At 70.2% G+C, this 11,922-nt stretch carries 13 protein-coding genes; all 13 read right to left on the reverse strand.

The genetic code is table 11. The annotated features are described in order from the left end of the window. Positions 1–139 precede the first annotated feature (139 nt). Positions 140–955 (reverse strand): F0F1 ATP synthase subunit delta, encoded by an 816-nt coding sequence (locus tag CG747_RS01835; protein ID WP_100599791.1) that lies wholly within the window; start codon positions 953–955, stop codon positions 140–142. Next, complete coding sequence (locus CG747_RS01840; protein ID WP_100599792.1) at positions 952–1,518, reverse strand: F0F1 ATP synthase subunit B; 567 nt, start codon at positions 1,516–1,518, stop codon at positions 952–954. Before CG747_RS01840 ends, CG747_RS01835 begins: the two co-directional genes overlap by 4 nt. Before the next feature lie 42 nt (positions 1,519–1,560). Further along, on the reverse strand, positions 1,561–1,830 hold the full coding sequence (atpE, locus tag CG747_RS01845; protein ID WP_016570924.1) for an ATP synthase F0 subunit C: 270 nt from the start codon (positions 1,828–1,830) through the stop codon (positions 1,561–1,563). A gap of 76 nt (positions 1,831–1,906) precedes the next feature. Continuing rightward, positions 1,907–2,701 (reverse strand): F0F1 ATP synthase subunit A, encoded by a 795-nt coding sequence (gene atpB, locus CG747_RS01850; protein ID WP_100599793.1) that lies wholly within the window; start codon positions 2,699–2,701, stop codon positions 1,907–1,909. A gap of 279 nt (positions 2,702–2,980) precedes the next feature. Beyond that, positions 2,981–3,418, reverse strand: a complete 438-nt coding sequence (locus CG747_RS01855; RefSeq protein ID WP_100599794.1) for a hypothetical protein — start codon at positions 3,416–3,418, stop codon at positions 2,981–2,983. A 288-nt stretch (positions 3,419–3,706) separates the two neighbouring features. Beyond that, a complete protein-coding gene (locus CG747_RS01860) occupies positions 3,707–5,047 on the reverse strand; it encodes an MraY family glycosyltransferase (protein WP_100599795.1) in 1,341 nt (446 codons plus the stop codon). A 118-nt stretch (positions 5,048–5,165) separates the two neighbouring features. After that, on the reverse strand, positions 5,166–6,554 hold the full coding sequence (gene glyA / locus CG747_RS01865; RefSeq protein ID WP_180985344.1) for a serine hydroxymethyltransferase: 1,389 nt from the start codon (positions 6,552–6,554) through the stop codon (positions 5,166–5,168). 237 nt (positions 6,555–6,791) lie between these two features. Next, complete coding sequence (locus tag CG747_RS01870; protein ID WP_180985345.1) at positions 6,792–7,475, reverse strand: protein-tyrosine-phosphatase; 684 nt, start codon at positions 7,473–7,475, stop codon at positions 6,792–6,794. Then, positions 7,475–8,122, reverse strand: a complete 648-nt coding sequence (locus CG747_RS01875) for an L-threonylcarbamoyladenylate synthase (protein ID WP_016570918.1) — start codon at positions 8,120–8,122, stop codon at positions 7,475–7,477. The genes CG747_RS01870 and CG747_RS01875 overlap by 1 nt, the downstream gene beginning before the upstream one ends. A gap of 82 nt (positions 8,123–8,204) precedes the next feature. Next, positions 8,205–9,050: a peptide chain release factor N(5)-glutamine methyltransferase gene (gene prmC / locus CG747_RS01880; RefSeq protein WP_100599796.1), complete on the reverse strand. Its 846-nt coding sequence runs from the start codon at positions 9,048–9,050 to the stop codon at positions 8,205–8,207. 36 nt (positions 9,051–9,086) lie between these two features. After that, on the reverse strand, positions 9,087–10,166 hold the full coding sequence (gene prfA, locus CG747_RS01885) for a peptide chain release factor 1 (RefSeq protein WP_100599797.1): 1,080 nt from the start codon (positions 10,164–10,166) through the stop codon (positions 9,087–9,089). A gap of 168 nt (positions 10,167–10,334) precedes the next feature. Beyond that, the gene (rpmE, locus tag CG747_RS01890; RefSeq protein ID WP_100599798.1) at positions 10,335–10,559 is read right to left on the reverse strand and encodes a 50S ribosomal protein L31; all 225 of its coding nucleotides are present in this window, start codon (positions 10,557–10,559) and stop codon (positions 10,335–10,337) included. A gap of 152 nt (positions 10,560–10,711) precedes the next feature. Next, on the reverse strand, positions 10,712–11,836 hold the full coding sequence (locus CG747_RS01895; RefSeq protein ID WP_100599799.1) for an LCP family protein: 1,125 nt from the start codon (positions 11,834–11,836) through the stop codon (positions 10,712–10,714). Positions 11,837–11,922 lie beyond the last annotated feature (86 nt).

The following is an 11,922-nucleotide window of genomic DNA, read 5'->3' on the forward strand; positions in this document are numbered from 1 at the left end:
CCGCTTACGGCCCAACTCGGGCCGCCGTCGTGCTTGTGCTGTTGTCCCCGGGGCGTCGTCCGGACCGCGGCCGGACCTGTCGGTCCGGCGGGTACGGGGTGCGGCCGCCGGGTGTGCAGCTCTTGAGTTGGTGGCTGGGTCAGCCGGCCATCCGCCGGGACACCTCGTCGAGGCGCTCCGCGATGGTCCCGTTGATGACCTCGTCGCCGATCCGGACCTGCACACCACCGAGGACCTCGGGGTCCACGTCGACGTTCAGGTGGATCTGCCGGCCGTACAGCTGGGCCAGGGCCGCGCCGAGGCGCTGCCGCTGTCCGTCGCTGAGCGGCACCGCGGAGGTGACCACCGCGACCATCCGGTCCCGGCGGGCCGCCGCCAGCTTGGAGAGGGCATCGAGCCCCGCTTCCAGGCTACGGCCCCGCGGCTGTGCAACGAGACGGATCATCAGCCGCTCGGTGACCGGGTTGGTCCGGCCGCCCAGCAGCGTGTGCAGCAGTTCCGTCTTGGCGGACGTCGTGGCCTTCCGGTCGGTCAGCGCACGACGGAGCTCACCGCTGGACGCGATGATCCGGCCGAACCGGAACAGCTCGTCCTCGACATCGTCCAGTCGGTCGACCCGCTGGGCCGCGACGAGGTCCGCGCTGTAGGCCAGCTCCTCGATCGCGTCCGGCAGGTCGCGCGAGCGCGACCAGCGGGCCTTGACCATGCCGGTGACCAGGCCGAGGGTGGCCTCGCCGACCTGGCCGCCGAGCAGCCGCCGGGCCAGCTCGGCCCGCGCCTCGCCGGCCTGCGCCGGGTCGGTGAGGACCCGACGCAGCGACACCTCGCGGTCGAGCAGAGCGGTGACGGCAGCCAGCTCCTCGGCGAGCTTCGCCGCGTCGACGGACGTGTCGTCCGTCAGCGCGTCGAACTGCTCGCGTGCGGAGGAGAGGGCCTCGCGGCTCGCTCCATTCATCGGCTGGCCTCAGCCTTCGTCGCGTCCGACGCCGCCTTCGCCTCAAGCTCGTCGAGGAAGCGGTCGATGGTCCGGCTCTGCCGGGCGTGGTCCTCAAGGGACTCGCCGACGAGCTTGCCGGCCAGTTCGGTGGCGAGAGTGCCCACGTCCTGGCGCAGCGACTGGGCGGCTGCCTTGCGGTCCGCCTCGATCTGGGCGTGACCGGCGGCGATGATCTCCTCACGCTGCCGCTGGCCCTCGGCGCGCATCTCAGCGATGAGCGTCGCGCCCTGCTCCTGCGCCTCCTGGCGCAGACGCGCGGCCTCGTGGCGGGCGTCGGCGAGCTGGGCCCGGTAGTCCGCGAGAACCTGCTGGGCCTCGGCCTGAGTCGCCTCGGCATCCTCGATCCGGCCTTCGATCTGCGCCCGACGCTCGTCCAGAACCTTGTTGATGTTCGGGAGGAGCTTCTTGGCGAGGAAGCCGAAGACGATGAAGAAAGCGATCAGGCCGATGACCAGCTCTGGAATCGGCGGGACGAGGGGGTTCTCAGGAACCTCCACCGCCAAGTTCACCAGGGCGTTCACATCAGTGCCTTCCGTCTGAATGGATAGTCGATGTGGCTTCGTTTACTTGTAGACGAAGCCCATGACGATGCCGATCAGGGCGAGCGCCTCACAGAAGGCGAAACCCATGATCTGGTTGGTGCGGATCAGGCCGGCGGCCTCGGGCTGGCGGGCCAGAGCCTGGGTGCCGTTACCGAAGATGATGCCGACGCCGACGCCGGGGCCGATCGCGGCGAGACCGTAACCGATGGCAGCGACGTTGCCGACGACCGTGGTCTTGGCGGAGTCACCGGCGGCGGCGAGGTGGTTGACCATCTCGAGAGCAGCGGACATGCCGTTACTTCCTTCTCGTTTCACATACCGGTGGGGGTTGGCCACCGGACAGCTGTTGGGGTGGGAGGCGGGGTGCTCAGTGGTGCTCGGCGAGCGCGCCCTGGACGTAGTTGCAGGCCAGAAGGACGAAGACGTACGCCTGGACGGCCTGGATGAACAGCTCGAAGGCCGTCATCACGAGGGTCATGATGAACGAGGCACCGGCGTAGACGAAGCCGATCCCGTTCAGCAGGTACCAGCTGGCGATGGTGAACATCAGGATGAGCAGGTGACCCGCGAACATGTTCGCGAAGAGACGCACCGCGTGGGTGAAGGGCCGGATGATCAGGTTCGAGAAGAACTCGATGACCATGAGCAGCGGCAGGACCGCGCCGAGCGACTTGTCGTAGCCGGTGAAGTTCTTGAAGGCGCCGACGAAGCCGTGCTTCTTGAAGGTGAGGAAGACCCACAGGATGTAGACGATGGCCGCCAGACCGGCGGGGAAGGCGATCACCGACGTCACCGGGAAGGAGGCGACGGGGATGATCGACCAGATGTTCATCATCCACACGAAGAAGAACAGCGAGACCATGAAGGGGACATACTTGTCGCCCTCCTTCTTCCCCAGCGCGTCGTAGACGAGCCCGCGGCGCACGAAGTCATAGCCCGCCTCGCCGATCATCTGGAGCTTTCCGGGCACAACCTTTGCCCGGCCGAATGCAGCCCAGAAGAACCACACAACAACGACCGTGCTGAGCAGAGCCAGCAGCATCGGCTTGTTGAACTCGAAGCCACCGATGGTGAAGAGCGGCTCGAAGACGAAGTTATGAAGCCCGGGAGCATCAAAGCCGCACCCGGAAAAGATGTGGCAATCGGTCTCGAAGGCGAGCATCGTTTCAGCACTCACCGCGAGCTCCTTCAGCGTGGCGCATGGGTACGGCAACCTCGTTGTGTCGGCGCGGCGTTGAACCACGGAGCGGCACTGGACTGGTGTTACGGATTAGGGGGCGGCTGGTCGGCACTAGGCCGGACCGGATCACAGGCATCGGCCGCGAGAACTTCCCGTTCCTGTTCGTGGACTCCGGGAGCTCAGCCGCCTGCGCCATCAGCGCCGCAGTTGGCACCGGACGATAGCAGGCCCGCATGAGGCCGTTTATCTCGGCCCTACGAGTCACGTCGGCGACCCCGCCGTCTTGGCCGTCTTGGCCTCTGCGGAGTCGGGGTCCACGTACAGGATCTTCGCCTTCATATGGCCGCGCGTCTGGGCGGCGATCCACACGAGGGTGGCGGCGAGCAGGCTGAACGCAAATGCCTTGGTGTCGAAGAGCGTTGTGTCCTTGAAGACGATGAGGAACACCGCCACGAACAGGATCTGCACGGTGTACAGCAGCAGCCCCATCATCTGGAACAACTGCGGAAGCTTCTTCGCGGTCTGCTGGAGGACGATGAGTCCTGCGCCCATCACCAGCACCACCAGGACGGTGCCGATGACGGCGCCGATCGCTCCCGTCGCACCCGCGATCACACCGCTCACGGCAACGGCGATGGCGCCGGCGGCAACGGTGGGCACAGCGGCGTGGAGAAGTAGTCGGGCGTCATTCGACTGCATGGTGGCGCTCCGGCAATGGGTGGGGGTGATGTCGTCAGGGACGAGCGTAGACCCGGCCTGAGGAAGAACCTGTGGCCAAAGGACCGTCGCACTACGGCCCTTCGGCTCTATCGCCGGGTTTCGTGAACGGTATCACAAACTATTTGATGAGGTCTTTACCTGGTTCGTGTGGATCCTGTCACACGTGAGAGTGAAGGCGCCCATAGGTGCACTGACGGGCCGTCGATTGTCTGGTATGGGGTCAACCATCCCGATTCTCAACGCACATTCGGGCGACAGCGCGGTGCCTCAACGATGACTCCCCGCCTTCCGGCGGTCCACGAAACGTGACCGGTCGCCGATCGCCGTGGCGCCGTGGATGCCGGCCGGAATCGGCGTCCGGGGCTCCTCCCCCGCCGCCTCGTCGGTCGCACCGCCCGACGCCGCCTCGTCCCCGGACACCGGCCCGCGGACGACCCGGCGGTACCGCGGCGGGACCAGCCGCTGGGCCCAGAGCGGGGCCCTCGGGGTGAAGCGCGGCAGCAGGAGCAGCACCAGGCCGACCGCGCTGAGCAGCACGATCCCCAGGACGATCCACATGCTGGCGTCGTTCGCCGAGTACGCCACCGCGCCGAACGCGATCAGCGCCGACCAGAAGTACATGATCAGCACCGCGCGGCTGTGGGAATGGCCGATCTCCAGCAGCCGGTGGTGCAGGTGCCCGCGGTCCGCGGCGAACGGCGACTGGCCCTTCCAGGTCCGTCGCACAATGGCCAGAATCAGGTCCGCGACCGGCACCGCGATGATCGTCAGCGGCAGCAGCAGCGGGATGTAGACCGGCACCATCGCGTGGGTCGCCTCACGCAGACCGCCCGCCTTCTGGTTGAGCAGGTCCGGGTCGACCTGGCCGGTCAGCGAGACCGCGCCGGCCGCCATCACCAGGCCGATCAGCATGGATCCCGAGTCGCCCATGAAGATCCGCGCGGGGTGCATGTTGTGCGGCAGGAAGCCCAGGCACATGCCCATCAGGACGACCGAGAACAGGGTGGCGGGCGCGGCCGCCTCGATGCCGTAACCGAACCAGAGCCGGTACGTGTACATGAAGAACGCGGCCGCGGCGATGCAGACCATGCCGGAGGCCAGACCGTCCAGGCCGTCCACGAAGTTCACCGCGTTGATGGTGATGACGACCAGCGCGACGGTCAGCAGCGTGCCCTGCATCGGCGTCAGCGCGACCGTGCCGATGCCGGGGACCGGGAGGTACAGGATCGTCAGGCCCTGGAGGACCATCACACCCGCGGCGATCATCTGGCCGCCCAGCTTGACCAGCGCGTCCACGCCCCACTTGTCGTCCAGCACGCCGAGGATCCAGATCAGCGCGGCGCCCGACAGCAGCGCCCGCGGCTCGTTGGTCTCGAAGACGCTCTTGAGGTTGGTCAGGTGCGCGGCGACCAGCAGCCCCGCGCACAACCCGCCGAACATCGCGATCCCGCCCAGCCGAGGAGTCGGCTCGCGGTGCACGTCACGGGCGCGGATCTCCGGCACCGCACCGGCCGCGATCGCGAACTTCCGCACCGGGCCGGTCAGCAGGTAGGTCACCGCGGCAGTGACGCACAGCGTCAGCAGGTATTCACGCACGGGCTGCCCCATAGAGATAGCTGGCCATCACAGCCCCACACCTTATGCGTGTCCGACCCCTCGCCGTGAATACAGGGGAACACCAGGTACGACGCCGCCGCCCCGCGGGCGGTTCCGGGGCCCGCCCGGATCAGCCCTGATCCGGATAGGGCGGGAATCTGCCGACCAGCCCGGCGACCGCGGCGCGCGCCGCACCGTCCTGCCGCAGCGCCGCCCCGATCAGCTCGGCGATCCGGTGCATCTCGGCCTCCCCCATCCCCTGGGTCGTCGCCGCCGCGGTGCCCAGCCGGATCCCGGTCGGGCAGGCCCCGGAGGCCGCGGGCGCTCCGGCGCACGGCAGCGCGCAGGTGTCCAGCACGATCCCGGCGGCGGCCAGCCGGCCGCGGGCGGTGCGCGCGTCCACGCCGAGCGGGGTGGTGTCCGCGGTGATCAGGTGGGTGTCGGTACCGCCGGTGGTGACCGTCAGGCCCTCCCCGGCCAGCGCCTCCGCCAGCGCCCGGGCGTTGGCGATCACCTGGCGGGCGTAGGTCCGGAACGCCGGCCGGGCGGCCTCCGCGAACGCCACCGCCTTGGCGGCGACCGCGTTCATCTGGGCACCCCCTTGGGTGAACGGGAACACCGCGCGGTCGATGCGCTCGGCCAGCCGCGCCCGGCACAGGATCATCCCGCCGCGCGGCCCGCGCAGCACCTTGTGGGTGGTCGCGCACACCACGTCGGCGTACGGGACCGGGCTGGGCGCCGCGCGGCCCGCGATCAGGCCCATCGGGTGCGCCACGTCGGCGATGAGGTAGGCGCCGGTCTCGTCGGCGATGTCGCGGAACGCCGCGTAGTCGATGTGCCGCGGGTAGGAGATCGAGCCGCAGACCAGGGCTTTGGGCCGGCGTTCGCGAGCCAGTTCCCGGATCGCCTCGTAGTCCAGCAGTCCGCTCTCCTCGTCGACGCCGTAGCCCGCGAAGTCGAACCACCGGCCGGAGAAGTTGGCCGGCGAACCGTGGGTGAGGTGCCCGCCGTGCGGCAGCGACATCGCCAGGACGGTGTCGCCGGGGCGCAGCAGGGCGGCGTAGGCGGCCAGCACGGCCGAAGACCCCGAGTGGGACTGGACGTTGGCGTGTTCGGCGCCGAACAGTGCCTTGGCGCGCTCCACGGCGATCCGCTCGGCGAGGTCGACGATCTCGCAGCCGCCGTGGTGCCGGGCGCCCGGATAGCCCTCGGCGTACTTGTTGCTCAGGGGCGAGCCGAGGGCGGCCAGGACCGCGGGTGAGGCGAAGTTCTCGGCGGCGATGAGCTGGAGTCCGTCGCTCTGCCGGGCGCTCTCCGCGAGGAGGATGCCGGCGATCTCCGGATCCTGGTTCAGCAGTGCGGCGAAGTCCGGGGAGCCGGGCGGCCGGGTGAGCTCGTCGCGGGCGGCGGTCCGCGCCTGCTGCTGCGCGGTTTCGGCCGCCGCGGCCATCCGGGGCTCGGCGGCAGCGGTGCGGTCGGCGGGGGACGTACGGCGGGATGACGCGGTGGTGGCGGGCATCGCTGGCTCCGGGCCTCGTACGGGGACCAGGGCACGTCTGCCGTGCCCCCGGGGCCCGTCCGAACCCTGATCGCCCGGCAGGCCCCCATCCCAATGTAGGCGCGGCACGGGGATCGGGCGCGGTGGGCGGGGCATCGGGGTCCCGGGACCGGCCCACGGGCCGCACAGGGGCCTCCAGGGCCGTTCTCCGGGCCTTCCGCGCCGGACCCTACTCCGCGGTACGCCGGGTGCGCCGGGCTACGCCGGTGCCGGGACCCCGGTCAGGGCCGTGACGACCGGATCGAGCGCGCGGTTGATCTCGTCGCCGATGGAGCGGAAGAACGTGATCGGTGCGCCGTAGGGGTCGTAGACCTCGTCGGACTCCGGGTTGGGGGCCAGCAGCCAGCCGCGCAGCGCGGCGGCCGCGCCGACCAGCGCACGGGCGCGCTCGACCAGTCCGCCGTCCGGCAGGTCCAGGTCGGGCGCCGGCAGTGTGGCCGGATCTATGGCGCGAACCAGGCGGTTGAACTCCTTCAGCGTGAAGGTCCGCAGCCCGGCGGAGTGCCCCATCGAGATGACCTGGGCACGGTGGTCGCGGGTGGCGGTGAGCACCAGGTCGGCCCGGATGACGTGCTCGTCGAGCAGCTCGCGGCCGATGAAGCCGGCCGGGTCCGCGCCGTAGTCGGCGAGCACCGTCGCGGCGTGCGCCTCCATCGGGGCGCCCTCATGGCCCCAGGTGCCCGCGCTCTCCACGAGCAGCCCGCAGCGGCGGACGTCGCCGAGCCGCTCCTCCAGGGCGTGGCGGTGCAGCCGTTCGGTGATCGGCGAGCGACAGACGTTGCCGGTGCTGACGTGGAGGATCCGGAAACAGGCCGTGGGGTCCGCAGGGGCGGACCGGGTGTCGTCGCCTGGTCCCGCTATGCCACGCCCCGGGGGCGGCATCAATTCGCCACCTCGAGCTCGGGGACGACCTTGCGCAGCTCCTCGGCGCTCAGCGCGCCCGCGCGCAGCAGCACCGGCACCTTGCCGGTCACGTCCACGATCGAGGACGGCACGGCGGCGGGCGTCGGGCCGGCGTCGAGGTAGACGGAGACCGAGTCGCCGAGCATCTCCTGGGCGGCGTCGCAGTCCTGCGGCGACGGGTGGCCGGTGAGGTTGGCGCTGGAGACCGCCATCGGGCCGAACTCGTTGAGCAGCTCGATCGCGACCGGGTGCAGCGGCATCCGCACGGCGACCGTGCCGCGGGTCTCGCCCAGGTCCCAGGTCAGCGACGGCTGGTGCTTGGCGACGAGGGTGAGCGCCCCCGGCCAGAACGCGTCGACCAGTTCCCAGGCCTGTTCGGAGAACTCGGTGACCAGGCCGTGCAGGGTGTTGGGGGACCCGACCAGGACCGGGGAGGGCATCCCGCGGCCGCGGCCCTTCGCCTCCAGCAGGTCGCCGACGGCCTCCGGGCTGAAGGCGTCCGCACCGATGCCGTAGACGGTGTCGGTCGGCAGCACGACCAGCTCGCCGCGGCGGACGGCAGAGGCGGCCTCACGCAGGCCGGTCGCGCGGTCGGTCGCGTCGCTGCAGTCGTATCGCCGTGCCATTAGCGGTCCTCCTCGTGCGGAACGGTTACGCGGAACGAATACTGCGGATGCATCGGCTGCATCCGCGCCGGAGCGGGGCGGCTCATGGCGTCGCCCGGCGCGCGGTCGCGAAGCGGGGCCGCTTGTTGAGGTCGGGGTGGTCGGCCGCGTCCGCCCAGCCCAGCTCCTCGTTGAAGATCCACGGCACCTGCCCGCCCTGCGTGTCGGCATGCTCGACGACGACCACGCCGCCGGGCCGCAGCAGGCGGTGTGCGGTCCGCTCGATGCCCCGGATGGTGTCCAGGCCGTCCTCGCCGGAGAACAGCGCCAGCTCCGGGTCGTGGTCACGGGCCTCGGGGGCGACGTACTCCCACTCGGTGAGCGGGATGTACGGCGGGTTGGAGATCACCAGGTCGACCTGCCCGTCCAGTTCGGGGAGCGCGGTGAGCGCGTCGCCGTGGTGGAGAACGACGCGGGACCCCTCGACGTTCTTGCGGGCGAAGGCCAGGGCCTCCTCGGAGAGCTCCACGGCGTGCACCCGCGACCGCGGGACCTCCTGCGCCAGGGCGAGGGCGATCGCCCCGGAACCGGTGCAGAGGTCGACGATCAGCGGTTCGACGACGTCCATGGCGCGCACCGCGTCTATGGCCCAGCCGACCACCGACTCGGTCTCCGGGCGGGGCACGAACACCCCTGGCCCGACGGCGAGTTCGAGGTAGCGGAAGAACGCCCGACCGGTGATGTGCTGGAGGGGCTCACGCGCCTCACGGCGGGCGATGGCCTCCCAGTAGCGGGCGTCGAAGTCCGCGTCCGGGACCGTGTGCAGCTGGCTGCGCTTGACGCCGTGCACATGCGCGGCCAGCTCCTCCGCGTCGAAACGCGGTGAGGGCACGCCGGCGTCGGCCAGCCGCTGGGTGGCCTGGGCCACCTCCGCGAGCAGCAGGTTCACTGGTCCTCCAGCCGATACGTCCTGGGTCTTGCGGTCTTACTGGGCGGCGGCGAGCTTGGCCGCCGCGTCGGCGTCGAGGCACGCCTGGATGACCGGGTCCAGCTCGCCGTCGAGCACCTGGTCCAAGTTGTACGCCTTGAAGCCCACCCGGTGGTCGGAGATCCGGTTCTCCGGGAAGTTGTACGTGCGGATGCGCTCCGAGCGGTCCACCGTGCGGACCTGGCTGCGCCGGGCGTCCGACGCCTCCCGCTCGGCCTCCTCCTGGGCCGCGGCCAGCAGCCGCGAGCGGAGGATGCGCAGTGCCTGCTCCTTGTTCTGGAGCTGGCTCTTCTCGTTCTGGCAGGACACCACGATGCCGCTGGGCAGGTGGGTGATCCGGACCGCGGAGTCGGTGGTGTTGACGGACTGGCCGCCCGGCCCCGACGAGCGGTAGACGTCGATCCGCAGGTCGTTGGGGCCGATCTCGACCTCGACCTCCTCGGCCTCCGGCGTGACCAGCACGCCGGCCGCGGAGGTGTGGATCCGGCCCTGCGACTCGGTGGCGGGCACCCGCTGGACGCGGTGCACCCCGCCCTCGTACTTCAGTCGCGCCCAGACGCCCTGTCCCGGCTCGGTGGCACCGCCGCCGCCCTTGGTCTTCACCGCGACCTGGACGTCCTTGTAGCCGCCGAGGTCGGACTCGTTGGCGTCGAGGATCTCGGTCTTCCAGCCGGCCCGCTCGGCGTACCGCAGGTACATCCGCAGCAGGTCGCCGGCGAACAGCGCGGACTCCTCGCCACCCTCACCGGCCTTGACCTCGAGAATGACGTCCTTGTCGTCGCTGGGGTCGCGCGGGACGAGCAGCAGCCGCAGCTTCTCGGTGAGCTCCCCGCGGCGGACGTCCAGCTCCTTGACCTCGTCGGCGAAGTCCGGGTCGTCCGCGGCCAGTTCCCGAGCGGTCTCGATGTCGTCGCCGGTCTGCTTCCAGGCACGGTACGTGGCGATGATCGGGGTCAGCTCCGCGTAGCGCTTGTTGAGCCGCATGGCCTCGCGCTGGTCCGCGTGGACCGCGGGGTCGGCCAGCCGCTTTTCGAGGCCGGCGTGCTCGCCGACCAGTTCCTCGACCGCCTCGAACATCGTGTGTTCCTCTGCTGACTGCTGGTGTGGCTTCGCGGGGTGACTGTGCCCCGTTGCCGCTGTGCGGCGGGCCGGACCCGGGCCGGGAGGCAGAGGGTCCGGACGACAAAGACGCCGGTCCGGTCCCCCCTGTCCGGGGGCGACCGGAGACCGGCGCCTTGCGGGTCGCTACTTCTTGGCGGCCGCGGCGGACTTGCCGAAGCGGGCCTCGAAGCGGGCCACGCGGCCGCCCGTGTCCATGATCTTCTGCTTGCCCGTGTAGAACGGGTGGCACTCGGAGCAGACGTCGGCGCGGATGCTGCCGCCGGCAACGGTGCTACGGGTGGTGAAGGACGCGCCACAGGTGCAGCTGACCTGGGTCTCGACGTACTCCGGGTGGATGTCGCGCTTCAAGGGATTCTCCTAGGTTCGGGAGTGCACCGGGTCGTGGCACGGATTGCGTCACGTGAACCGGGGCCGACGGTCCAGTCTGCCAGCACTGGCCGTATCTCCCAAAACCGGGGTACGGCCACCACTATTCCCGGGCGGTTCGGGGGCGATTGCGACTACTTGACGTAGTTGGCCGTACCGCCCTTGTCACCTGCGGAACCCTTGATCGCGGCCTTGGGTATGTCCTGGTCGTGGCGGAGCGCGTCCCAGACCTTCCGGCCCTGGGCGGCCAGGGGCAGCACCCGGTCGGGGTTGACCGGGTCGTAGGCCACCGGGAGCGTCACCATGCCGATGTTGTCGGACGAGATCCCGCCGAGTTCCTTGGCCAGGCCGGTCAGCGCGGTGACCGAGTTGAGGTCGGTGTCGGTGGTGACGGCCTTGGTGGCGGTGTCGGCGATGTCGTAGAGCTTGGCCGGGTTGGTGAGCACGCCGACGCTGCGGACCTGCTTCATCAGCGCCTTGACGAAGGTCTGCTGGAGCTGGATCCGGCCCAGGTCGCTGCCGTCGCCACCGGGGACGCCGTGCCGGGTGCGGACCAGGCCGAGGGCGTCCTCGCCGTTGAGGGTGTGCTTGCCGGGCTGCAGGTGCAGGTGGCTGTACTTGTCGTTGATCGCCTTGGTGGTGGTGATGTCCACCCCGCCCAGGGCGTCGATGAGCTTCTTGAAGCCGGTGAAGTCGACCTCGACGAAGTGGTCCATGCGGATCCCGCTCATCGACTCGACGGTCTTGACGGCGCAGGCCGGCCCGCCGACCTCGAAGGCGGTGTTGAACATCGCCCGATGCTGCCCGGGGACGGTCCGGCCGTCCTTGGTGCAGGCGGGCCGGGTGACCAGGGTGTCCCGCGGGATGCTGACGACGCTGGCCTTCTGGTGGCCCTTGTAGACGTGCACGACCATCGCGGTGTCGGAGCGCGCCCCGCCCTCGTCCTTGCCGTAGGAGGCGTTCTTGCCCGAGCGGGAGTCGGAGCCCATGACGAGGATGTCCATCGAGCCGTTGTCGACGTTCTGCGGACGGTCCTTGCCGAGGGCGGCGTTGATGTCGACGCCGGTGAGGTTGCCGTTGAACTTGAAGTAGAGGTAGCCGAGCCCGGCACCGCCGAGCAGGACGACGCCGACCAGCGCGCACAGCGTGATGGTCAGGGCCCGGCGGCGCCGGGTGGGGGCCTTGCGCCGCCGGCCGCTGGCACGCAGGGCGGGGCCCCGCTCTCCGGCCGTCCCCGCGGTCCCGTCGCTCTGCGCCATCTGTTCCTCAGTCCTTCGTCGGTCGACTGCTCCTGGCCGTCCCCCTGCCACAGGCAGCTGATTGCCTAGTCAGACGGGAGGCTGCC

The organism is Streptomyces sp. CB02959 (assembly GCF_002803155.1).
Classification (GTDB): Bacteria; Actinomycetota; Actinomycetes; order Streptomycetales; family Streptomycetaceae; genus Streptomyces.

Coding starts and splice junctions, on each gene's coding strand:
- CG747_RS01835 (WP_100599791.1), bottom strand. CDS start 955: ATGAATGGAGCGAGCCGCGAGGCCCTCTCCTCCGCACGCGAGCAGTTC.
- CG747_RS01855 (WP_100599794.1), bottom strand. CDS start 3,418: ATGCAGTCGAATGACGCCCGACTACTTCTCCACGCCGCTGTGCCCACC.
- atpB (WP_100599793.1), bottom strand. CDS start 2,701: ATGCTCGCCTTCGAGACCGATTGCCACATCTTTTCCGGGTGCGGCTTT.
- CG747_RS01870 (WP_180985345.1), bottom strand. CDS start 7,475: ATGCCGCCCCCGGGGCGTGGCATAGCGGGACCAGGCGACGACACCCGG.
- CG747_RS01875 (WP_016570918.1), bottom strand. CDS start 8,122: ATGGCACGGCGATACGACTGCAGCGACGCGACCGACCGCGCGACCGGC.
- glyA (WP_180985344.1), bottom strand. CDS start 6,554: ATGCCCGCCACCACCGCGTCATCCCGCCGTACGTCCCCCGCCGACCGC.
- CG747_RS01895 (WP_100599799.1), bottom strand. CDS start 11,836: ATGGCGCAGAGCGACGGGACCGCGGGGACGGCCGGAGAGCGGGGCCCC.
- CG747_RS01860 (WP_100599795.1), bottom strand. CDS start 5,047: ATGGGGCAGCCCGTGCGTGAATACCTGCTGACGCTGTGCGTCACTGCC.
- atpE (WP_016570924.1), bottom strand. CDS start 1,830: ATGTCCGCTGCTCTCGAGATGGTCAACCACCTCGCCGCCGCCGGTGAC.
- prfA (WP_100599797.1), bottom strand. CDS start 10,166: ATGTTCGAGGCGGTCGAGGAACTGGTCGGCGAGCACGCCGGCCTCGAA.